The organism is Helicobacter sp. MIT 03-1614 (genome assembly GCF_000762925.2).
GTDB lineage: Bacteria > Campylobacterota > Campylobacteria > Campylobacterales > Helicobacteraceae > Helicobacter_C > Helicobacter_C hepaticus.
This window is the reverse complement of sequence record NZ_JRMS02000001.1, coordinates 135,997-158,354: the sequence shown is the minus strand read 5'-3', so window position 1 is coordinate 158,354 and position 22,358 is coordinate 135,997. Positions and strand designations below refer to the sequence as shown.

The 22,358-nt window shown below is 35.8% G+C and carries 21 protein-coding genes; 14 read left to right on the top strand and 7 right to left on the bottom strand.

Annotation, left to right across the window (positions count from 1 at the left end):
* Positions 1-5: 5 nt before the first annotated feature.
* Entirely contained in the window at positions 6-1,085 is a 1,080-nt protein-coding gene (gene mraY, locus LS66_RS00805; RefSeq protein WP_011116008.1) for a phospho-N-acetylmuramoyl-pentapeptide-transferase, read from the bottom strand.
* A 107-nt stretch (positions 1,086-1,192) separates the two neighbouring features.
* On the opposite strand from mraY, the gene gpmI reads away from it, so the two are divergent.
* Positions 1,193-2,665 carry a 2,3-bisphosphoglycerate-independent phosphoglycerate mutase gene (gpmI, locus tag LS66_RS00800; RefSeq protein WP_011116009.1) on the top strand — a complete coding sequence of 491 codons (1,473 nt, stop codon included), beginning with the start codon at positions 1,193-1,195 and terminating at the stop codon, positions 2,663-2,665.
* Positions 2,666-2,704: 39 nt separating this feature from the next.
* Here gpmI and LS66_RS00795 read toward each other — a convergent pair whose 3' ends face one another.
* From LS66_RS00795 to rsmA, 5 genes are all read right to left on the bottom strand, one after another.
* The gene (locus tag LS66_RS00795) at positions 2,705-3,280 is read right to left on the bottom strand and encodes a hypothetical protein (RefSeq protein ID WP_034365402.1); all 576 of its coding nucleotides are present in this window, start codon (positions 3,278-3,280) and stop codon (positions 2,705-2,707) included.
* Positions 3,281-3,420: 140 nt separating this feature from the next.
* On the bottom strand, positions 3,421-3,660 hold the full coding sequence (locus tag LS66_RS00790; RefSeq protein ID WP_011116011.1) for a DUF2443 domain-containing protein: 240 nt from the start codon (positions 3,658-3,660) through the stop codon (positions 3,421-3,423).
* Positions 3,661-3,692: 32 nt separating this feature from the next.
* Positions 3,693-4,661 carry a KpsF/GutQ family sugar-phosphate isomerase gene (locus LS66_RS00785; protein ID WP_034365405.1) on the bottom strand — a complete coding sequence of 323 codons (969 nt, stop codon included), beginning with the start codon at positions 4,659-4,661 and terminating at the stop codon, positions 3,693-3,695.
* 12 nt (positions 4,662-4,673) lie between these two features.
* A complete protein-coding gene (locus LS66_RS00780; protein WP_371414309.1) occupies positions 4,674-6,827 on the bottom strand; it encodes a ribonuclease J in 2,154 nt (717 codons plus the stop codon).
* Positions 6,775-7,626: a 16S rRNA (adenine(1518)-N(6)/adenine(1519)-N(6))-dimethyltransferase RsmA gene (rsmA, locus tag LS66_RS00775; RefSeq protein ID WP_011116014.1), complete on the bottom strand. Its 852-nt coding sequence runs from the start codon at positions 7,624-7,626 to the stop codon at positions 6,775-6,777. Before rsmA ends, LS66_RS00780 begins: the two co-directional genes overlap by 53 nt.
* A 175-nt stretch (positions 7,627-7,801) precedes the next feature.
* Between rsmA and hisF the strand changes: the two genes are divergently transcribed.
* The 13 genes from hisF (at position 7,802) to LS66_RS00710 (ending at position 21,365) form a co-directional block, all read left to right on the top strand.
* Positions 7,802-8,557 carry an imidazole glycerol phosphate synthase subunit HisF gene (hisF, locus tag LS66_RS00770; protein WP_011116016.1) on the top strand — a complete coding sequence of 252 codons (756 nt, stop codon included), beginning with the start codon at positions 7,802-7,804 and terminating at the stop codon, positions 8,555-8,557.
* A gap of 94 nt (positions 8,558-8,651) precedes the next feature.
* The gene (locus LS66_RS00765; RefSeq protein WP_034365409.1) at positions 8,652-9,266 is read left to right on the top strand and encodes a purine-nucleoside phosphorylase; all 615 of its coding nucleotides are present in this window, start codon (positions 8,652-8,654) and stop codon (positions 9,264-9,266) included.
* Between the two features lie 14 nt (positions 9,267-9,280).
* A complete protein-coding gene (gene rlmN, locus LS66_RS00760; protein ID WP_034365412.1) occupies positions 9,281-10,390 on the top strand; it encodes a 23S rRNA (adenine(2503)-C(2))-methyltransferase RlmN in 1,110 nt (369 codons plus the stop codon).
* A gap of 116 nt (positions 10,391-10,506) precedes the next feature.
* Positions 10,507-11,655, top strand: a complete 1,149-nt coding sequence (locus tag LS66_RS00755) for an epoxyqueuosine reductase QueH (RefSeq protein WP_081947926.1) — start codon at positions 10,507-10,509, stop codon at positions 11,653-11,655.
* A 43-nt stretch (positions 11,656-11,698) separates the two neighbouring features.
* Complete coding sequence (gene fabZ, locus LS66_RS00750; protein WP_011116021.1) at positions 11,699-12,208, top strand: 3-hydroxyacyl-ACP dehydratase FabZ; 510 nt, start codon at positions 11,699-11,701, stop codon at positions 12,206-12,208.
* A gap of 3 nt (positions 12,209-12,211) precedes the next feature.
* Positions 12,212-13,000 (top strand): acyl-ACP--UDP-N-acetylglucosamine O-acyltransferase, encoded by a 789-nt coding sequence (lpxA, locus tag LS66_RS00745; protein ID WP_138091790.1) that lies wholly within the window; start codon positions 12,212-12,214, stop codon positions 12,998-13,000.
* Between the two features lies 1 nt (position 13,001).
* Positions 13,002-14,273, top strand: a complete 1,272-nt coding sequence (gene clpX, locus LS66_RS00740) for an ATP-dependent protease ATP-binding subunit ClpX (RefSeq protein ID WP_371414311.1) — start codon at positions 13,002-13,004, stop codon at positions 14,271-14,273.
* 82 nt (positions 14,274-14,355) lie between these two features.
* Positions 14,356-15,390: a rod shape-determining protein gene (locus tag LS66_RS00735; RefSeq protein ID WP_011116024.1), complete on the top strand. Its 1,035-nt coding sequence runs from the start codon at positions 14,356-14,358 to the stop codon at positions 15,388-15,390.
* An 8-nt stretch (positions 15,391-15,398) separates the two neighbouring features.
* On the top strand, positions 15,399-16,286 hold the full coding sequence (gene mreC, locus LS66_RS00730) for a rod shape-determining protein MreC (RefSeq protein WP_011116025.1): 888 nt from the start codon (positions 15,399-15,401) through the stop codon (positions 16,284-16,286).
* Positions 16,267-18,507: a hypothetical protein gene (locus LS66_RS00725; RefSeq protein ID WP_236096941.1), complete on the top strand. Its 2,241-nt coding sequence runs from the start codon at positions 16,267-16,269 to the stop codon at positions 18,505-18,507. Before mreC ends, LS66_RS00725 begins: the two co-directional genes overlap by 20 nt.
* A gap of 146 nt (positions 18,508-18,653) precedes the next feature.
* The gene (locus LS66_RS00720; protein ID WP_034365420.1) at positions 18,654-20,096 is read left to right on the top strand and encodes an ankyrin repeat domain-containing protein; all 1,443 of its coding nucleotides are present in this window, start codon (positions 18,654-18,656) and stop codon (positions 20,094-20,096) included.
* A gap of 20 nt (positions 20,097-20,116) precedes the next feature.
* Positions 20,117-20,323, top strand: a complete 207-nt coding sequence (locus LS66_RS00715; protein ID WP_138091787.1) for a hypothetical protein — start codon at positions 20,117-20,119, stop codon at positions 20,321-20,323.
* Positions 20,324-20,363: 40 nt separating this feature from the next.
* On the top strand, positions 20,364-21,365 hold the full coding sequence (locus LS66_RS00710) for a glycosyltransferase family 4 protein (protein WP_138091784.1): 1,002 nt from the start codon (positions 20,364-20,366) through the stop codon (positions 21,363-21,365).
* Here LS66_RS00710 and LS66_RS00705 read toward each other — a convergent pair.
* Complete coding sequence (locus LS66_RS00705; RefSeq protein ID WP_034365422.1) at positions 21,362-22,300, bottom strand: fumarylacetoacetate hydrolase family protein; 939 nt, start codon at positions 22,298-22,300, stop codon at positions 21,362-21,364. The two genes, LS66_RS00710 and LS66_RS00705, sit on opposite strands and share 4 nt — an antisense overlap.
* Positions 22,301-22,358 lie beyond the last annotated feature (58 nt).

Genomic DNA, 22,358 nt, shown 5'->3' with positions numbered 1-22,358 from the left:
TTTCCTTAACGAATTTTAAGGCTTAAAAGTGCGATGATATTTGCTAAAATTGCAATAATCCAAAATCGGACAATGATTTTATTTTCTGCCCAACCTTGAACTTCAAAGTGATGATGAATGGGTGCCATTGCGAAGATACGCTTTTTTCTGTATTTATAGCTGCCTACTTGCAAAATAACAGAGAGGGCTTCAATGACAAAGATAATGCCGATGAGCAATAAGAGAATTTCATTATTTGATACAATAGCCATAAAGGCAATAAATGCTCCAAGCGCGAGGCTACCACTATCGCCCATAAATACTTGTGCAGGGTGGCAGTTATACCACAAAAATCCAAAAAGTGCGCCAATAAGCGCCACAGAAAGAATCACTAGTTCTCCGCTATCCACAACTTTAGGATATAACAGGTAGCTAGAGAATCCAGCGTGTCCAGCGACATATACAAAGGCAGAAAGGGAAAAAAGCGCGCAAATGCTTGGCATTGTAGCAAGCCCATCAAGTCCATCGGTAATATTTACAGCATTGCTTGTAGCAAGAAATACAAGCACCCAAAATCCTAGCGCAAGTACTGAAATATCCATTATTTTAAAAGCTCCCATATCAAAGAGTGGATATTTCATAAAAGGAATGTAAAAATTTGTATTATGTCCGATGTAAAGAAGGATAGATGTGATGATAAGAGAAACAATAAAAAGGAGAAAAAATTTCATTTTTGCACTCATACCAGCATTATTTTTAGCAGAGATTTTCATATAGTCATCTCTTGCCCCAATCAAAGCAAAGCAAGAGATACAAAATAGTCCAAGTAGCACATAAGGATTGAAAAGATTGCCACAGAGCAAAGAGGCACAAATCATACTTATAATAAAAACAATTCCACCCATAGTGGGAGTATTTTTTTTACCTTCGTGTGCTGCAACATAGGTTGATATTGGTTGGTTGGCTTTTTTAGCTTTTGCCCACTTGATAAAATAAGGCATAAAAAACACGCTCAAACCAAAGGCAACAAAAAATGCTACTCCTGCCCGAAAGGTTATATAGGAAAAAATATTAACTCCATAATATTGATAAAGCCAATACAGCATACAGATTCCTTTTCCCCTTAACTTTTAAGGGAGTTAATTAGTTAATGAAAGGTTTTGGATTTTAGCTACAATTAGTTAATATGAAAGATTAAAATGAGGAGCATATTATGAAAACAATTCTTGTGATTACTGATGGCATAGGATATAGTGATAAAACGCAATATAACGCCTTTTATCACGCTAAAAAGCCTACCTATGATTATTTATTCAAAAATGTGCCCTATGGTATGATTGATACTTTTGGTTTGAGCGTGGGATTACCTCAAGGACAAATGGGAAATTCTGAAGTAGGGCATATGTGCATTGGTTCCGGGCGAGTATTATATCAAGATTTGGTTAGAATCTCGCGTGCGATTGAGTATGATGAGATAAAAGATAATCCTGCTTTGGTTGAGGTTACGCAGCAGAGTGCAGTTGTGCATTTGTGTGGATTACTAAGTGATGGCGGGGTGCATTCTCATATTGTGCATTTAAAGGCGCTTGCACAGATTCTAAGTACTCAAGGTAAAAGGGTGTATTTACATCTTATTACTGATGGACGCGATGTTTTGCCTAAAAGTGCGCTTAATTATCTTGCAGATATAGAGTCTATTTGCGAAGATAATGTAAGTATAGCAAGTGTATCTGGGCGTTTTTATGCGATGGATAGAGATAAAAGATGGGATAGAGTGCAAAAGGCATATGAAAGTATAGCACTTGGCAAAAATCCTACAAATCTTTCTCCTAAAGAGTATATTCAATCTCAATATGATGAAGGAATTTTTGATGAATTTCTTACTCCTGTGAGTTTTGGAGGGTTTCAAGGGATGAATGATGATGAAAGCTTTGTGTTTGTGAATTTTCGATCTGATAGGGCACGTGAAATTGTTGATTGCTTAGGGAATCCACAATTTAAAGAGTTTAAGCGGGAGCGATATGTAAAGCTTCATATTGCTACAATGACAGAATATGACGCAACATTCCCCTACCCTATTCTTTTTCCCAAGCAAAATGTGCAAAATACTCTCGCCGAAGTAATTTCTTCACATCGTTTAAAGCAGTTTCATACCGCTGAAACTGAAAAATATGCTCACGTTACATTTTTCCTTAATGGAGGGCGCGAGGAAGCTTTTATAGGAGAGGAACGAGTGCTTATCCCTTCCCCTAATGTCAAAACTTATGATTTACAGCCTCAAATGAATGCTTCTGCAGTGGGTGATGCAGTAATAAAAGCTGTAGAGCAAGGATATGATTTTGTGGTGGTAAATTTTGCAAATGGTGATATGGTCGGGCATACAGGGAATCTTGAAGCAGCAATTAAAGCAGTAGAAGCGGTGGATAAGGAATTAGGTAGGATTGTAGAATCTGCTCAAAAACACCATTATGCTCTTTTTATCACGAGTGATCACGGAAATTGCGAAGAAATGAAAGATGAAAAAGGTAATATGCTCACAAATCATACCGTTGGACAAGTATGGTGTTTTGGTATGATTGAGGGAGTGAGTAAAATTGAGAATGGAGGATTGAATAACATCGCTCCAAGTGTCCTTAAGGCAATGAATCTGCCTATTCCACCTGAAATGGATAAGCCATTATTTTAAAAAAATTGGTTGCAATAAGTATAAAGCTTAGCTTTTATATTAAATGCTTAAATACACCGCAAGTGTGGTGATAATAAATCCTGCACCTAAAACGCCAAAGGCTGCCTTGCGTTTGCCTTTACAAAATGAAGTAATAATTAAGCCAGAGAGATAAAAAAGTAGCATTGAAATGCCAAAACCAATAGCAATAAAATCAAAGAAAGAGAATTTAAATCCCCCTAGCTCATATTTTGTTCCTGTGCTTTTGTGCATAAGCATTAAGATTCCATACAAACCCCTATCTATTGTGCGGATTATAGGTGTGTCATTTTTATCTTTGACTAGACTAACTCCATATTTGATATCGCCCATAGTGAGATTGCCTTTCATTGAGTGTAAGGTCGTGTCTTTAGGCACTTTGAGCTGATGTTCCTGTAGGGTAGTTATTATAAACTCCTTTTCATCTCCCTTTTGTGGCATAGAATCTAGTTTAATTTCTATAATGTTTGCCCCTGAATTTTGACGAATTTCAAAGATATAAAACACTCCTGTAATCGCATAAATTAATGCCGCAGGTAAGAAAAAAAGGCTTAAATACAAATGGATTTGCATCCATAATTTGCGATGAAGTTTCATTGAAAATCCTTTTGTATAAGAATTTGATAGAGATATTTTCAAATAGTATCTAAAGAGTGTGATATAAATGTGAAGCGTCAAAAATCAGCTAGAATCCACGAAAAAATATTTTATATTTAGAGAGAATATGAAAGGAGCAATTAAAATATGAGAAGTTCGCGTTTAAGTTTATTGAGTGCATCAATTTGGGCTTTGAGTTTTTCAATTTGCTCGTCAATTTGCGCAAGCATAGTAAAAGTAAGATGTTCTGGCATATCCTGCGAACCACGTTTAATCATAATATAATCAATAAGTGAAATTTTGGCAATATTGAGCAAGATATTAATATCATCACGAATGTCCTCTATATTTTTAAAAATTTCATCTATTTTTTCAAACATATTTATTTACTCCTTTTATTTTGTATATTATGTCATTTAATCCCAGCAGCAATAAGCGTATGCAAGTGTATAACACCTTGTATATGATTTTGCTTATTTGTAATAATAAGGAGTTGTATTTTATTTTCTTCCATAAACTTGAGCGCATCAAATGCGAGAATGTCAGGATTATCACAAGTTTTAGGATTGCGCGTGGCATAGATACTTACAGGCGCATTCAAATCAAAGTCTTTATTCATCATCGCTCGGCGCAAATCTCCATCACTTAAAATACCCCATAATGCATCATTTTGCGTAATTATTGCACTTCCTAATCGTTTTTGACTCATTATAATAATGGCTTGAGAGAGCGGCAAATCAGGTGAAATAAGTGGCAAATTTTCTATTTGCATAAGGTCTTTTAGCTTCACAAAAAGCTGTTTGCCCAAAGCTCCGCCTGGGTGAAATGAAGCAAAATTATTAGCTTTAAAATCACGCCGTTTCATTAAACATACAGCCAAAGCATCGCCAAGTGCAAGAGTAAGAGTAGTAGAGCTTGTGGGTGCAATATTGAGCGGGCACGCTTCTTTTTGGATACTAATATCTAAAAAATAATCTCCCATACGCGAAAGAGGAGAATTTATATCTTTGCTCATAGTGATAATAGGATTGCCTAGCCGTTTAATATGAGGGAGGATATTAAGCAATTCTTCGCTTTTGCCACTATAACTGATCGCAAGGACAATGTCATTTTTTTGTAGCAATCCTAAATCACCGTGCATTGCCTCTGTGGGGTGCATAAATACACTAGGAGTGCCTGTGCTAGAGAGTGTTGCAGAGATTTTTGCACCAATAAGCCCACTTTTCCCAACGCCACATACAACTACTTTTCCTTGAGAATTGATAATACATTCTACAATAGATTCTAATATTTTTCCATTAAGCCTTTTGGTTGCTTGAAGTAAGCTAGTAGATTCTATTTCAAGCACTTCTTTGGCAACTAATGCATAATCTAATTTCATAGTTTGGCTCACTTATAATACATAAATCATCGGCACAATTGTAGGGTATTTTTTGACTTTCTTAAAAATATGTCTTTTAAATACATTATGCACTTCATTTTCAAGATTTTTTGCATTAAAACCTTCCGTTTTGAAATTTTTTACAAGAAATTCAAGTGTTTCATTCATTTCTTTTTCAAAGCCCTTATCTTCTTTATCTGCCACCAGTCCATAGCTTGATATTTTGGTTTCTAGTATCTTTCGTTCTTTACTTATACGCGCAGAAATGATTACGATGCCATCGTGTGCTAAAGCTTGGCGGTCAAGTACGACATCATTTTCAATCTGGCGATTAATTTGATTATCAATGAAAGTTTTACCATTTTTGACACTCCTAACTTTTTTAAGGTAATTAGGATTCACTTCAATTTGGTCACCATCTTCCATAAGATAGATGTTTTTCTCTAATACTCCACAAGCAATAGCTGTTTGTTTATGTTTAGCGATATGATTATATTCCCCGTGCACAGGAAGAAAGAATTTTGGTTTAATAAGCCGCAACATAAGTTTTTGTTCCTCTTGAGCAGCGTGCCCACTTACGTGGATTTCGCTAAAATCTTGGTATGCTATATTTGCTCCTGCTTTCATTAGATAATTAAGTACAGCAGAGACAGAACCCTCATTGCCCGGAATAGCTTTAGCAGAGATAATAATCATATCACTTGGTTTGATTTTGATATGTCTATGTTCATCTGTCGCCATACGATAAAGCGCGCTCATAGTTTCACCTTGAGAACCAGTAGTAACGATAAGCACCTCTTCATCGGGATATTTTTCTACTTCGTGTGCTTCAATAAAAATATTTTGTGGTAAGTCAATGTATCCAAGTTCACGTGCAATTTCAAGATTTTTTTCCATAGAACGTCCAATAACGGCAACTTTACGATTGTATTTTAGTCCATAATGGATTGCTTGATATACACGATGAATATTTGAAGAAAAGGTACTCATAATTACACGCCCTTGAGCTTGTTTAAAGAGTGCTTCAAAAGTTGGTCCCACACTAGCTTCGCTTGGTGTTGTGCCACTACGATGGGAATTAGTGGAATCGCTCAGTAAGAGCATTACGCCCTCCTCTCCATAATGTGCAAGTCGGTGCAAATCTGTGGGGAGATTATCAATGGGTGTGTGGTCAATTTTAAAATCACCTGTGTGGATAATCACTCCTGCATCTGTGCGAATAGCTAATGCAGAGGCATCAATTACAGAATGTGTGATATTAATCCATTCAACTTCAAATGCTCCGATTTTAATGGGTTTGCGCTTTTCAACAATTTTAAAAAATGAGCGGTATTTTTTTAAGCCGTGTTCATCAAACTTGCTTCCTATCATACCAAGTGGCAAGGGTGTGCCATAAATAGGAAATTGCAAAAGTTTAAAAAGATAGGGTACTGCACCGATATGGTCTTCGTGTGCGTGGGTAATAACAACACCTGCAATTTTATCCTTAATAGCAAAGAGGTAGCTAAAATCGGGCACAAGAATATCTACGCCGTGCATATCTTCATTAGGAAAGCTCATACCCACATCAATAACAATGGCAGAATCTGGTGTTTCAATGATAGTAATATTGCCTCCAATTTCACCTAGCCCACCAAGTGGTGTAATGCGCACGCTTGCTTTTGTATTAAGATTAAGTTTATTGTGAGGATTGAGGCTTTGACGTTGGATTCGTGTATTTGCTTCCACACCTCGTTTAAGGTCTTTGTGAAGTCCAAGATTATCTTTTTCATTTATATCTTTTACTTCGCGAATACCATTTTTGCTCTCATCAGAATGAACTTTGTTTTGATGAGTAGTTTGTGGATTCTTGCCTTGCCATCTGCGTTTTTCAAATGGTTTTTGATTATCATAATGCGTTTTTGGTGTGTGTTCATTATAATTTTTTTCTGCTGTGTGAGATTTTGGTTTATAGCGATTTTCTCTACGTATGTCTTTTTGATGAGTTTTAGTATCTTGAGAGAGATGTTCATTTGCACTTTGAGAATCGTGAGCAGATATATCAGAAAGCATATCATTAGCTTGTTCTTCTGGCGTCTTTTTTTTAAATCTATCTGTAAATGATTTAAATTTACTAACTTGGTCGTTGTTTTGTTGTTCTTGTGAGTGTTTGTTTTCCATTGTCATTCCTTTTTTTTAAAAATTGTAAAATGTGGTGAAAACTTTTTGTCTTTACTTCGTGAGCTCGTGCATTAGATTTTATATTTTCGTTTTCAAAAACTTCTTCAAGTAGTTTTTTATCAAAAACTTGTGAAAGATTTTTGAAAAGCGTTTTGCGCGGAGCATAAAATGCAATTTTTAAAAAAGATTCTAAATCACAGAGGAAAGAGTCCTCAATTTGGTTTTGTTGAGAGTATTTATGTATCACAAAAACAGATGAGGTTACTTTAGGCATAGGAGAAAAAGCCTCTTTTGGCACTTCAAAAAGCATTTTCGCTTTACCGAAACTTTCAACTAAAACGCTCAAGGCACAAAATTCTTTTTGCCCAGTGGTGGCGCAAAATTTTTGTGCAACTTCCTTTTGTGTCATCACAAGAAAAGCACGACAGAATCTATCACGCAAAAGTCGTAATATAATGTGTGTCGCAATATAATAAGGAAGATTAGAGACGACCTTATATTCGTGAGTATGTAACCAAGCTTGTTGTGAAGGGAGATTTAAAATATCTTTATATATAATATTTAATCGCCCACTCTGGATTTGGTTAGAAAATTTTTTGTTAAGTAAAGAACATAAGTCTAAATCGACTTCATAGGCTATCAAGGATTCTATTTTTAATAGCTCTTGTGTCAAATCACCCAAGCCGACCCCGATTTCTATACATTGAATAGGAATATCGGGAATGGATTGGATAATTTTATGCAAGAAGTGAGAATCTTGCAAGAAATTTTGCCCGAAACGCTTTTTGCTCCGATACTCTTCCACTTCTTTACCTTTATTTTGACTGATATTATAACCAAAACTATGCAAATATTTTGTTTTTATAAGGAGTATTTGGTTATGATATATATAAAATCTACATATTTACACATAGATAAGATTCTTAGAGAAATCTCAAAATAAGAGTAAATTTATAGAATCAGGAATAAAAGGAGCAATAATGAGCCTTGCCAAAAGGATTATCCCGTGCCTTGATATTAATGGTGGGCGCGTAGTAAAAGGAGTGAATTTTATTGGATTACAAGATGCGGGCGACCCAGTAGAAATTGCTCGGCGCTATAATGATGAAGGTGCTGATGAAATAGTGCTTCTTGATATTACTGCAAGCTATGAGCAGCGCGGCATAATGATAGAGGTTGTAAAAAATATTGCAAAAGAGGTTTTTATTCCTTTTAGCGTAGGAGGAGGGATAAGATCACTAGAGGATATGTCTGCATTATTAAATGCAGGTTGTGATAAAATTAGCATTAATAGTGCGGCAATTAGAAATCCACAGCTTATTGATGAAAGTGCAAAGCGATTTGGTTCACAATGTATAGTGGTAGCGGTTGATGTGAAAAAGGTATCCCAAAATTCTTGGAATGTTTATATTAATGGTGGGCGCGTAGATAGTGGTAAGGATATGTTAGAGTGGATAAATGAAGCGTGTGCAAGAGGTGCAGGAGAGATTCTCCTTACAAGTATAGATACTGATGGCACCAAAGGTGGTTATGACAAGGCAATGATAGAAGCAGTTAAATCTATAAATGTGCCAATTATTGCAAGTGGAGGAGCTGGGAGTATGGAAGATTTTGCTGATGTATTTGTGCACGGAGCTGATGCAGCTTTAGCTGCGAGTGTGTTTCATTATAAAGAAATTGAAATAAAAATGCTAAAGACTTATTTGCAAGATAAAGGTGTGCCTGTAAGAATTTAAAAGAGGCAATAGAAAATTGGATGTAAGGATTAGATTTGGACAATAAATACAAAGTATTAATACCACAAAAGAAAGTTTTGTTGCGAGGTAGAGAATGATTGTATGCGCTGGATATAGTGAGAGTTTTGCTTTTGCAAAATCTATCGGTGTGGGTTTGGTAGAGAGTGCAATAGGACTTTCTCAAATATGTTCAAGAGAATATGTGCATTGTGTTATTTTTATAGGAAGTGCTGGAGCGTATGATAAAAGTATAAATATATTTGATATGTATATATCCGATAGTGCTACGCAGGTAGAACTTTCATTTTTGCAGGATAAATCTTATACACCTATTGATAATCGCATTGAGAGTGGAGTATTGAAAGAATTAGTTTCATATGAAACATTTAAGCACAAAGCAAACTATAAACAAGCTGTTATCAATAGCTCTAATTATGTTACTACTGATGAGCAATTAGCAATGTGTTTGGCTCAAGCAGGAATCTTACTTGAGAATATGGAGTTTTTTGCTGTAATGAGGGTAGCGCAGTATTTTCAGATTCCGTGTGTGGGTATATTTTGCGTAAGTAATTATTGCCATACTTATGCGCACGATGAATTTATGAGCAATCATCAACAGGTTAAGCGAAAACTCACTGAACAACTCCCTTTAATTCAAGATATTTCTTGTATCCTTAGCAAAGATTTGGTGCAGAATCATAAAAGTTAAAATAAGAGATTGATATGAACATAGATTTTCCATTCCAACAACCAAGCCTTTATGGTTATAAGCTTAATGAGCTTAAATCCATTCTTTCTCCTGCATTTCGTGCGAAACAAATTTATCACTGGCTTTATCATCGCTATGAGAACGATGCAATGCGTATGGATAATATTTCAAAGACTATGCAAAATTACATACGTGAGCATTTTGCACTTTCTCAAATTTATCCTATACGGGTAGAGCATAGCATTGATGGAAGTAAAAAATATCTCTTTGAAACTTATGATGGACATTGTTTTGAATCTGTGCTGATTCAAATGCGTGATAAAAAATTGGGACACAAAGGCGAAGTGGTAGAGAGTGAAAAGTGGACAATGTGTCTCTCAAGTCAAATTGGTTGTAAGGTGGGTTGTGCATTTTGTTTTACTGCAAAGGGTGGATTTGTGCGGAATCTCCACGCAAGTGAAATAGTTGAGCAAGTTGTAATTATGAAAAAAGATAATCAAATGGCACCCCATAAAAGAGTGAATATTGTTTATATGGGAATGGGTGAACCCCTTGATAATATTGAAAATGTAACACGTGCAATCGAGATTCTCTCAGAATCCGAAGGATTAAGTATTTCTGCTCGGCGACAAACGATTTCTACGAGTGGTATCGCACCTAAAATCAAACAATTAGGCAAGCTTAATTTAGGTGTGCAGCTTGCTATTTCGCTCCACGCAGTAGATGATAAGTTGCGTTCTCAACTTATACCTATGAATAAAGCCTATAATATATCTGATATTCTCACTGAGGTAAGGGCATTTCCCATAGATACGCGCAAGAAAGTAATGTTTGAATATCTTATGATTAAAGGTGTGAATGATGACTTAAAAAGTGCAAAAAAATTGCTTCAACTCCTTAATGGTATTAAAGCAAAAGTAAATTTGATTTTGTTTAATCCACACGAAGGAAGCACATTTAAGCGACCGGAAATGAACGATGTAAAAGCATTTGCTGATTTTTTAATAAAGCGGGGATTACTTTGCACTATACGAGAGTCTAGGGGTATTGATATTAGTGCTGCGTGTGGGCAGTTACGTGAAAAAGTTAAAGCAGAAAATGTTTCTTGTGAAACATTGACATAAAAAATCTAAGAAAGGAGAAGCATATACAATGAATCTTGATATTATTTTAGCAGTATTTTTGGCAGCGGTTGTAGTCATAGGTATCGTTTCTTTTTGGTATTTTGCGGACAATAAAAATGAGTGAAAGCATACATATAGAAAAAAAGAAAAATATGCTTGTGCATATATGTTGCTCAGTAGATAGTCACTATTTTCTTAGTGAGATTCAAAAAATTTATCCTGATACAACGATGATAGGGTATTTTTACAATCCAAATATTCACCCAAAAAGCGAATATGATTTGCGGCTTCTTGATGTCAGGCGAAGTTGTAAAATGTTAGGAGTAGAGCTTATAGAAGAAGAATATGAAAGTCAAGAATGGTTTGAAAGTGTTAAAGGACTTGAAGAAGAGCCAGAAAAAGGAGAGCGATGTGTAAAATGTTTTGATATGCGATTAGAAAAAACTGCACAAATGGCGCATACAATGTCAATAGAATCTTTTACCTCAACTTTACTTTCTAGTCCTCTCAAAGAGCAGCAGATTCTTTTTACTCAAGGTAACCAAATCGCGCAACATTATGGCTTGTGTTTTATCAAGGTTGATGTGAGGAGCAATGGAGGTACGCAAGCACAAAGTGAATTAGCAAATAAGGATAGGCTTTATAAACAAACATATTGTGGGTGCCAATTTGCTTTAAGTAAGCAAAGAGAATCTCAAGGGCAACTTCCTCTTGAATTGATGAGCAATATTGGGAAGCAAATTTTACCTGCGAGTAATGAGCAGCGCAAAGCTGTTTTTGATTTACGGGATAAATGTGAGAAAGAAGGAAGGGAGTATGCGCTTTATAAACAATCAAAAATTATTTGGCGTAATTTACGAAGTATATGTATTGATGAAGGGAAAGTAATAAGTTCGTATGTTATTACACATTCACGTAGTAAGAATATGATAAAGACTTCAAATATTACCTATATCAAGCGCTCTGTATATGATAAAGATTATAGACTTCAATGTGTTGAGGTGGGCTATGCTAAACGTGATGAAAGTATATTTTTAAGCATAGATGATGCAAATATTTTATTAAAAACGCAGTATGCAAATGTGCAAGAAATGGTGTATAATGCGCCTTGTTATGAATATGAAATAGCATTGCGCACGGCATTGTGTGGTGCAGATAGTATCAATCCTATTATTATCCTTGATAAAAAAATCAAACATAGTCTAAAAGTTTTTATTAATGCACATTTTCAAGAAAGTAGTATTTTTGCTATCACTCCATATTAAAATTTTTTGGTAGAATATCACATTTGTTATAAGGAGTAAGAGAATGGATACAAATAAGATACAAGGGGATAAACCCATAATGAATGTGGAGAAAATTCGTCAAATTTTACCACATCGTTATCCGATGTTACTTGTTGATAGAGTTATGGAGCTTGTGCAAAATACAAGTGATAGTGAACCAAATGGTTATATCAAAGCATATAAAAATGTAACAATTAATGAAGAGGTATTTTTGGGGCATTTTCCAAACAAACCTATTTATCCGGGTGTAATGCAGATTGAAGGAATGGCGCAAGCCGGCGGTCTTTTAGCATTTGTAAGTATGTTTGGTGATAATGTTGCAGAGGCAAAAAATAAAATTGTATATTTTATGACGATAGATAATGTTAAGTTTCGTATCCCTGTCGTCCCAGGTGATAGGCTTGTATATGAGCTCAAGGTTTTAAAACACAAAGGAAGTATATGGCAACTTGGAGCAAATGCTTTTGTTGAGGATAAACTTGTAAGTGAAGCTGAACTTAAAGCTATGATTACTGAAGCTAAAGAATCTTAAGGAATATATATGATAGGAAAAACAAGTATTGTTAAAGAAGGCGCAAAAATAGGAAAAAATGTCCAAATTGGCGAATTTTGCATTATTGATGAGAATACTATCATTGGTGATGAATGTATCATAGGCAATTATGTGCATATAAGTGGTTGCACAACTCTAGGTAAGCGCAACAAGGTTTTTAATAATGCTGCTGTTGGTGTGCCACCACAAGACTTAAAATATGCGGGAGAAAAGACAGAGCTTATCATCGGAGATGATAATTTGATTCGTGAATTTACTACACTTAATCCCGGCACTGCAGGAGGAAGAGGAAAAACGATAATAGGCGATAGAAATTTATTTATGGCTTATGTCCATATAGCACACGATTGCATTGTAGGAAATGATTGTATTCTTGCAAATAATGCTACGCTTGGTGGGCACGTAGAGCTTGGTGATTATGTTAATATCGGGGGATTGACACCCGTGCATCAATTTGTCAAAGTCGGAGATGGTTGTATGATAGCAGGAGGCTCTGTTTTAACACAGGATATGCCTCCATATTGCTTGGCAGAAGGCAATAGGGCTTATATTAGAGGATTAAATAAACATCGTATGCGAAAACTTTTTACACGTGAAGAAATTGACGAAATAAATCGTGTGTATAAGATTCTTTTTTCGCGCAGTGCGCCCATTCGGGAACTTGCTCAATCTCAACTTGATAAGAATCCAAATAACACTATCCGCTATATTTGTGAATTTATCCTTTCAACTACACGTGGTATCCCCTTTAAAGGAGTGCAAAGTGAATGAAATAAAAAAAAGATGTAGTTTTTGCAATAAAGAAGAAAGTTTAGATAATCCTATCATTAATTCAGGGATTACTCCAGATGTATATATTTGTAATTATTGTTTGATTGTTGGAAGTGAAATTTTGACAGGTTATTTGAATAAAAATCCACAACAAGATCAAGAAGCAATAGACATTAAAACGCCATCACCAAAAGAACTTAAAGCCAAACTTGATGAATATGTGATAGGACAAGATGAAGCAAAACGTGTGTTCTCAGTCTCAGTATATAATCATTATAAACGTATCAAAGCAAACAGTCTTTCTGAAGAAGAAATGCCAAATCCAATTTTACAAGATGATGTAGAGCTCTCTAAATCAAATATTTTACTCATTGGTCCAACAGGTAGCGGAAAAACATTAATGGCACAGACTTTAGCACGTTTTTTAGACATTCCCATTGCTATTTCTGATGCGACAAGTCTTACAGAGGCAGGGTATGTGGGTGAAGATGTAGAAAATATCCTTACTCGACTTCTTCAAGCTGCAGATGGTGATGTCAAAAAAGCAGAGAAAGGTATTGTATTTATTGATGAGATTGACAAAATTTCGCGTCTCTCTGAAAATCGTTCTATTACACGTGATGTATCAGGAGAAGGTGTGCAACAAGCATTACTTAAAATTATTGAGGGTAGTGTGGTAAATATTCCTCCAAAAGGTGGAAGAAAGCACCCTAATCAAGAATTTGTGCAAATTAATACAAGCGATATTTTATTTGTATGCGGCGGTGCATTTGATGGGTTGGGCGATATTATTAAAAGACGTTTGGGTGGAAATGTGCTTGGATTTCACGGAGAGAAAAAAGGTAAAAGCGAAGAAGATGCTTTACTCAAATATGTAGAACCTGATGATCTTATTAGCTATGGGTTGATTCCAGAGCTTATCGGCAGACTCCATATGATTACAACACTTTCTCCAATTAGCAAAGAAGCAATGGTGGAGATTCTCACAAAACCTAAAAATGCACTTATAAAACAATACCAAAAAATTTTTGAAATTGATGGTGCAACATTACATTTTGAAAAAGATGCTATTGAGTCGATTGCCGAACTTGCTATTGCAAGAAAAACAGGTGCTAGAGGCTTAAGGTCTATTATGGAGGGAGCAATGATTGATTTAATGTATGATTTACCAGAGCTTGCAGGTTATGAAATTACCATTTCTAAAGAATGTATTATGGACAAGCAAAGTCCTCTTCGCGTTAAAAAAAAGAGAAATATGCAAAAAAGAGCTTAATTTAACATAAAACAAAAGGTTTAGCAAAGGATTAGAATGTATAATGCACAAATTATTTTGTAATATTTTTTAAGGAGCTTTTATGTTGGTGGATAGACTCATTGGGACTTTTTCCAAAGATATTGCGATTGATTTAGGGACAGCAAATACTTTGGTTTTGGTTAAAGGAGAGGGTATCATCATCAATGAGCCTTCCGTAGTGGCAGTGCAAGCTGATAGATTCAGCACAGGGAAGATTCTTGCTGTGGGGAAAGAAGCAAAGGATATGCTAGGAAAAACTCCTGATGGTATACAAGCAATTCGTCCAATGAAAGATGGTGTTATAGCAGATTTTGATATGACAGAGAGAATGATTCGTTATTTTATCGAGAAAGCACATAAACGCAAGGCACTTATTCGCCCTCGGATTATGGTATGTGTGCCCTATGGTTTGACAGGAGTAGAAAAAAAGGCAGTTAAAGAATCTGCAATGAGTGCAGGCGCTAGAGAAGTATTTTTAATAGAAGAACCTATGGCAGCGGCTATTGGAGCAGGGCTTGAGATTCAAGAATCTAAAGGTAATCTTGTTATTGATATTGGTGGTGGCACAACAGAGATTGGCGTGATTTCTTTAGGAGGTTTAGTTATTAGCAAATCAATCAGAGTCGCTGGTGATAAGCTCGATACAGCAATAGTAGATTATGTAAGAAAGAAGTTTAATCTTTTAATTGGCGAGCGCACAGGTGAGGAAATTAAGATTCAGATTGGTTCAGCTTCACCGATGGAAAAACCCCTTGTTATGCAAGTGCGGGGGCGCGACCAAGTGAGCGGATTGCTTAATACCATTGAGCTTACAAGTGAAGATGCGCGTGAAGCAATGAAAGAGCAGCTTCGTGAAATCAGCAACGCGCTTAAAAGTGTGTTAGAATCTATGCCACCTGATTTAGCAGGAGATATTGTTGAAAATGGTATAGTGCTTACTGGCGGTGGCGCATTGATACAAGGGCTTGATAAATATCTTTCTGATATTGTTCGTTTGCCTGTGTATGTAGGTGAAGAGCCGCTGCTTTGTGTAGCAAAGGGCACGGGTAAAGCAATGGAAGATTTGGATTTGCTCAATCAGCTTGCTTTTGATTAGAGAAAAATATGAGATATAAATTCCTTATTTTTGGGATTATCTTTTTCATTTGTATCTTAGTCTTAATGGAAGTTGATAAATCCATTCAAGTTAAGATGCTTTCTGTAAGTGATTATGCTAAGATATTTTTTTTAGATTCCAAAGAGGGTATAGTAAATACTTATAACAAATATATTGACCAAGCTACGAAGATAGAATCGCTTAGCGCAAAAATGCAAGATTATGACAAGCTTAAACTTGAGATTCAGTCTCTTCAAGATGATAGAGATAAGCTACGTAAGCTCATTGGTATGGGTGGCATTACCTATGCTACAAGTGAAATTCATCCTGCACGCATTATTTCATTCGCAACCTTAGGGCAACGTGATAGAGTATGGCTCAATACTGATTTAAGTCGTTATCATCAAAACGGGAACTTAGAGGATAGAATCTTTGGGATTGTAAAAGATAATGTAGCACTTGGTGTGGCAGTTTATCAAAATGGGCGTATTGAAGGATTCTTAAATGGCAATGAAAATTGCCATTATGATGTATATATTGGCGAGAACAAAGCAATGGGTATCGTATCTGGCTCCCATAATGGCAAATTACTTGTGGATTATATTTCTGATTGGATTGAAATCCATAAGGGAGACAAGGTTTTTACAAGCGGACTTGATGGTATATTTTTGGAAAACATACCTGTGGGTATAGTTGAAGATGTGCAAGAAAATTATGGTTATTTGAGTGTTGATGTGAAGCCATACGCGAGTGTAGGAGAGCTATCTTATGTATGGATTATTGACAGAGAAATCCCTCAACTAAGCATACAAGATGCCCCAGAAGAGTCGCTTCAAATTGAAAATATCCCACAGCCTACTACCCAAGTTTCCGAAAATGAAGAAAAGCAACCCTAACTCTTTTGTGCAATTAGATTCTGCTTGGTCAGAGCCTACAACTTCTTTTCAACAATTTTCTACCCAAACTACAGAGCAAATCTTGGCGTTTTTGCATATTTTTATTAATGCCTTGAATACTGCTACAAGCAAAGCACAAGTTGATTCTCTTATGAGAGAGCTTTATGGCTTAAAACGTGATGATATAATCCTGATTCAATCTCATCAAGAAGGTGAAAAAATCCTTATGGATATAATCTCCCTTATGAGAGAAAAAATCTATAATTTCCTTTCTCAAGGGCATATTTGTGGAGTAGAATATTTTAACATTTTACTTTTTGTTGATTCTTTGGCAAAGACACGCTTTGAGGTTGATACACGTTTTGCAATTTTTAATAAAATGGCAGAGGAAAGCCTTTTTGCCAATGGAATAAGCGATGTTGAAAACCTTTTGCTCATTGAACTTTATATACTTTCAAAAGCACTAAGCACAATGCACAATTTTGAAGATATAATATGCGAATATATTTCACTTGTGATTCTCATAGATATCAATATTCCTTCTTCGCTTGAACATACAAGCTTTATTGTGGAGCGTTTTGAGGCACTTGGTGTAGATATGCGCTTATTGTTATCCGCACTTCAAATACAGCTTGAGCCACAAACTTATTTTGCTCATTCTACTATCAGAAAAAGAAGTATTCTAAACTGGCAATTGCATTGTTTTTGGAATGTTTCACATTTTTTTAATCATCATTTGTGGCTTGAATTATATCCATTGTGGAAAGAAATATTTTATGTGCTTCTTAAAAAGGGTGATATAGAAAGCATTGATGAGGCAATGTATATGCAGTTTTTCATATATCATTTCTGTGGCAATAATTTTCATCACCAAGAGCAATGGCGCAGATTCTGTGATGAAATTGATAGGGTAAGTGTGCAATATTACGAGGAATTTGCCAAAAATCAAGGTATTTATGGTGTTTCCAAAAAACAACAAAGTGATAAAATCCGCATTGGAATTTTGCGCGATAGGCTTGTGGCAAATTCTCCCTATAAGGTTGAATATAGCCTTTTAAGTAATTTGATGCGCGATGAAGCATTTTTACAAAAATACGAAATAAAAGTTTATACAATGAATCTTATTGAAAAAAGCGCAAATGATGAGCGCATTGTCCGCTCTTATGAAGAGATTGGCATAAGTGTTGTTGATGTTGTCTCACCTTTTAATGCAAAAGGATTCTACAATTCTCATTTTCAAAAAGCACTTGCGCTTAAAGAGGCATTTCATCGCGATAATATCTCAATACTTATAAGCCCAAATAATGGCTATGGTATAAGTGATTTTCTTCTTGCATCAAGAAGTGCTCCTTTACAAATTTATTATTCTCACGGCAATTTTGTATATGATTTGTCTTGTATTGATGTTAAAATGACGCATATTTGCCAAAACAAGCCACGCATTGTTCATGAAGGTTATGAATTTTATGGTGTGCCTGTGAAAATGCAGGAGAGATTCTATAATCCACCTCTTACTTTAGAATCTAAACAGCAAATAGATTCTATTCGTCTAAAATTTCCACAAGATGCTGTAATTCTAGGAAGTATCGGGCGTTTAGTAAAATTGCAATCGCGCGAATATTGGCGTTGTGTGATTGAGATTATGCTTTGCTTTCCTAAAAGTATTTATCTAGCTTGTGGAGGAGGTAATAGCTCACTTATCCGTGAGTGCATTATGGATTGTTTTGCAGACAAGGCAAAAGGTAAGATATTTTTAGAGCGCATATATTTCACAGGCTATATTGATAGCACTATTTATGGGCATATCATTGATATATGGTTTGATAGTTTTCCGCTTGAGCAAGGTGAAAGTCGTATTGAATATGTGGCAAAAGGTGGCTTAAGCCTTGTGATGAGCAAACAAAGCAAAGAGGAGCGCACGCAGCATTTAGAGAAATGGATAGCACAATGGGCAACTCTCCCTCATCGCGATGGTTCGCTTAAGGGCAAAGAGGAGTGTGAGAAAACCCATACTATTCTTATAGAATCCCATTTACCCCTTATTGCATTTTCTGAAGAAGATTACATTCAAAAGGGAAAAGCTTTAGTTGAATTATTTACAAAAAAACAAACACAAAAAATAGCATCTCTTAGAGCTGTAATAGCTTATGGAAGGGCTGCAAGTGATGAGTTTAGAGAAATAAAAGGAGTGCAAGCATTTAAAGAAGCAATTGCTTTCTAATTTGCTTTGGTATGAAATCATCACAAAAACACCTTTTAAAACAATTTTGTTTTATCAACCTCTATTATTTTCGAGTGATTTTAGAGCAAATTCTGTTAAAATTTTGGTAATATTTAAATTCAAAATGAAATAAAAAAGGAGTGGGAATGAAAAAATGGCTTATATTGCTATGTATGATAAGTGCATTTGTAGGGTGTGGTAATGAAGAAAATGAGATAAAGCAAAACCTGCAAGAGAAAAATCAAGAAGTGCAACAAGAAAATGTGAGCCAAACCAAAGAATCACAAAATCAATCCAAAGAAACTTTTATCAATGAAGAAAGAAGTTTGCGCTCACAAAGTCCTCAAAAATGGTTAGAAAAATATGATGTCAATGCTAAAGATTCCAATGGAGAGACCTTGCTTATGTTTTTTGCAGCCTATGGGAGTGATGATGAGGTGAAATATCTTCTTGCACAAGGTGCAGATGTGAATGCTACAGATAAGCAAGGACAGAGTGCATTATTTTACGCGCTTTTTTGTGGAGCAGAGGGTTGTATATTTGATAAGGTTAAAACTCTTGTAGAAGCTGGGGCTAATGTAAATGCGAAAAATGCACAAGGCGATAGTGTGTTGCGCGTGGCACTTGGTTCAAGTGAGGAGATAGAGGAATACTTAAAAAGCAAGGGCGCACTAGATTCTAAAAGCTTTGATGAGAGCGTAAATAATTTGAGTGAGCAGGAGATAAGCCGCATTGCTAATCCTCGTTTGGTAGAGGTAGTGCGCACATATAATGGCAAAGTGGGTATAAAGTGTATAGCAGAGCTTTTGCAGAGTGATAACATTGATGAAGTTTTAAAAGAGGAACAAGAAGTTTCTAAAGATATATATGCGTATGAAGGACAGAGTGCATTGCTTCTTGCTGCAAAATTTGGCTATGATGAGTTAGTAGCTATACTATTAGAGCTTGGAGCAAATCCAAATGTTATAGGATATTATACAACGCCACTCCTTGAGGCGGCTACAAACAATTATTATCATATCTCAAAATTGTTGCTTGAACACGGAGCAGATGTAAATTTACGCGCACAAGATAATGGAACTACGCCTATTATTGCGCTTGTAGAGGGTGAAAGCAAAGGACTTTTATCTATTGAAGATAAAAAAGAGCGCACAAAAGAGGAAGATAAAGCCCGCATACCGCTTTTAGAATTGCTTATAAAATCTGGGGGTGATGTCAATGCACAAGATTTTGTACGTGAGGGGGATAACATAAATGCACTCTTTTCAGCATTAGAGCTAGAGAGGGGGAATCTCGCAGTGCTTTTAATACAATCAGGCGCAGATATCAAAGATGAAAGGTATCCACCTCTAAATGACGCGGTCAAATATGGGCTAGTCAATGCAGTAGAGGCATTACTCAAAGCAGGTGCAAATCCTATGCAAAAAGATTTATTTTATCAAACAAGTGCATTAGATATTATTGGTGAGAATAAGCTTGAACGAATGAGTAGTGAATATGCAAGAACACTTTTTCATTCTTTGGAGCCAGAGAAGCAATCGCGTATCAAAGAGCTTATAAACCAAGCGATAGAGACTATAAATCCCTAAAATACGAGAAGGAAGAGATATTGTGCGAACATAAGGCACGTAAAGCAGAGGCAAAGCCACGCATTTTGATTCTTGCAGCAGCAAATATTAATACTTGTCCTCGTCCTATGCGAATGATTGAGGTGCTAAAAGATGATTATGATGTAAGCGTGATGGGTATTGATAATGAAAATGGCACGCCAATGCCACCCGTAGTGGTGCAAAACGGCGGGGGGGGGGTCGTATAACCTTAAAAGCTTTAGCTATCCCACTTATAAAAAACGCAATGTGTGGGGTGAGTTAAAGTTATGGATTAATGTAGCTTTAAGGCGATGGGATAAACTTAGTTTTATTCCAAATCGTTTGGCGATTATAGAACATTTATGTAAGGAAAGCTATGATGTCGTGATTTGCCACGATTTGCTGCTTTTGCCTGTGCTTTTTGCTGGGTTAGAAAAGAGTGGGCATAAATGTGGCAAAAAGAGTGATACAAAGGTAATTTTTGATGCAAGAGAATTTTATCCTTTGCAAAATACAAGTTCATTGCGTTGGCGATTGCTTTTTAAGCGCTTTAATACTTATCTTTGCACTTACTTTGCATCTCAAGCAGATTTACTTTTAAGCGTGTCGCCACGATTTTGTGAGTTGTATAAGGAGCATTTTGGATTACAGGTTCATCTTTTGATGTCGCTTCCAACATATTATCCACTTGAGCCAACGCCTATAAATGCACATAAAATAAAGATTCTCTATCACGGAGCGTTAAATCGCAATCGCGATATTGATAAAGTCATTGAAATGTGCCAATATCTTGATGAACGATTTTGCATTGATTTTATTTTTACAGGTGGAGAGAATGCATTTCGTGCAAAAATACAATCTCGCATTGCGCAGTTGCAAGAGCAAGGCAAAGCAGTAAGAATACTACCACCTGTGAAATTGGAGCAGATTGTGCCTTTTGGAAACAATTATGACATAGGCTTACTTTATATTCCGTTGCATAACCATAATCTCCTCGCCACTTTGCCTAATAAATTTTTTGAATATATCCAATCGCGTTTAGCAGTGCTTATACCTCCGATAGAACAATTACAAGGATTTGGTGATAAATATAACAATATCGTTGTTGCCAAAGACTTTGCTATAAAATCTTTAGCAGATTCTCTAAATGTTCTAAGCAGTGAGGAGATTATGGCATTAAAGATTTGCTCACACAGAGCCGCTAAAGAACTAAATCTTACGCATAATGCCCCATTTGTGCGTAAAATGGTAAGAGAACTTTTGAGTTAATAATCTATAACGACATTGCGTAATGAGCCAATGTGTTGTATTTCGCAAACTATCTCATCATTATTGCTTAAGAATCTTGGTGGATTAAACCCCATACCAACGCCGCTTGGAGTCCCCATAGAGATAATGCTAGCTGCTTGGAGCATACAATAATGTGATAACTCATAGAGTGCAGCAGTGATATTACAAATCATCAATGAAGTATGAGAATCTTGTCTTAGTTCGCCATTGACATAGCTTTTGATAGCAAGATTTTGCGCATCAATGCTTTTGGCACTTACAATACAAGGTCCCATAGGCAAACTTCCCTCAAGACTTTTTCCCATATACCATTGTTTGTGCTTTTGCTGAATATCTCTTGAAGAAATATCATTGATGATAGTATAGCCAAAGATAGAATCCATAACTTCTTGCATATTTTTAGGTTTATAAAGATGAGAACCAAGGACTACTCCAAGCTCTACTTCATAATCAAGCTTTTGAGTGAGGTTGCTGTGCAAGGGAATAGGTGCATTATGAGGTGTAGCATAATTCACACGTTTGCTAAAATAGACAGCATTTTCGCGCTTTTGGTCAAAAATCTCATTTTTATAGGCTGCAGATTCTTTGGCGTGTTCAAGGTAATTAATGCCTAAACAAATTACATCTTGTTTTGGCTTTGGAATAGGAGCTAGGAGTGTAATATCTGCAAGAGAAAAAGCGTGAGTATTTTTTATATTTGTTTGTATCGTATTAAGCATATCTGGAGTATGAAGACAGATAAAAGTATTCATATCTGTGTAAATATGAGGAATATCGCTTTGTATAAGCGTTGAAAGTGGATAAACTTTTTGTTCTTGGAGAATACCAATTTGATGAGGTTGTGCATAGAGAGAAAAAGGCGGAGATTCTCTAGAGAAATCACAAATATAGGGCACAAAACTTATAAATTGCATTTTTATTTCCTTTAAGTTAAGTCAAAGTCTAAGGATTCTAGCACAAAGCGTTTAAAAA

Excerpts from the sequence above, each read along its gene's own strand:
- mraY (WP_011116008.1), bottom strand. The coding sequence starts at position 1,085 with ATGCTGTATTGGCTTTATCAATATTATGGAGTTAATATTTTTTCCTAT.
- gpmI (WP_011116009.1), top strand. The coding sequence starts at position 1,193 with ATGAAAACAATTCTTGTGATTACTGATGGCATAGGATATAGTGATAAA.
- LS66_RS00795 (WP_034365402.1), bottom strand. The coding sequence starts at position 3,280 with ATGAAACTTCATCGCAAATTATGGATGCAAATCCATTTGTATTTAAGC.
- LS66_RS00790 (WP_011116011.1), bottom strand. The coding sequence starts at position 3,660 with ATGTTTGAAAAAATAGATGAAATTTTTAAAAATATAGAGGACATTCGT.
- LS66_RS00785 (WP_034365405.1), bottom strand. The coding sequence starts at position 4,661 with ATGAAATTAGATTATGCATTAGTTGCCAAAGAAGTGCTTGAAATAGAA.
- LS66_RS00780 (WP_371414309.1), bottom strand. The coding sequence starts at position 6,827 with ATGACAATGGAAAACAAACACTCACAAGAACAACAAAACAACGACCAA.
- hisF (WP_011116016.1), top strand. The coding sequence starts at position 7,802 with ATGAGCCTTGCCAAAAGGATTATCCCGTGCCTTGATATTAATGGTGGG.
- LS66_RS00765 (WP_034365409.1), top strand. The coding sequence starts at position 8,652 with ATGATTGTATGCGCTGGATATAGTGAGAGTTTTGCTTTTGCAAAATCT.
- rlmN (WP_034365412.1), top strand. The coding sequence starts at position 9,281 with ATGAACATAGATTTTCCATTCCAACAACCAAGCCTTTATGGTTATAAG.
- LS66_RS00755 (WP_081947926.1), top strand. The coding sequence starts at position 10,507 with ATGAGTGAAAGCATACATATAGAAAAAAAGAAAAATATGCTTGTGCAT.
- fabZ (WP_011116021.1), top strand. The coding sequence starts at position 11,699 with ATGGATACAAATAAGATACAAGGGGATAAACCCATAATGAATGTGGAG.
- LS66_RS00735 (WP_011116024.1), top strand. The coding sequence starts at position 14,356 with ATGTTGGTGGATAGACTCATTGGGACTTTTTCCAAAGATATTGCGATT.
- mreC (WP_011116025.1), top strand. The coding sequence starts at position 15,399 with ATGAGATATAAATTCCTTATTTTTGGGATTATCTTTTTCATTTGTATC.
- LS66_RS00725 (WP_236096941.1), top strand. The coding sequence starts at position 16,267 with ATGAAGAAAAGCAACCCTAACTCTTTTGTGCAATTAGATTCTGCTTGG.
- LS66_RS00720 (WP_034365420.1), top strand. The coding sequence starts at position 18,654 with ATGAAAAAATGGCTTATATTGCTATGTATGATAAGTGCATTTGTAGGG.
- LS66_RS00705 (WP_034365422.1), bottom strand. The coding sequence starts at position 22,300 with ATGCAATTTATAAGTTTTGTGCCCTATATTTGTGATTTCTCTAGAGAA.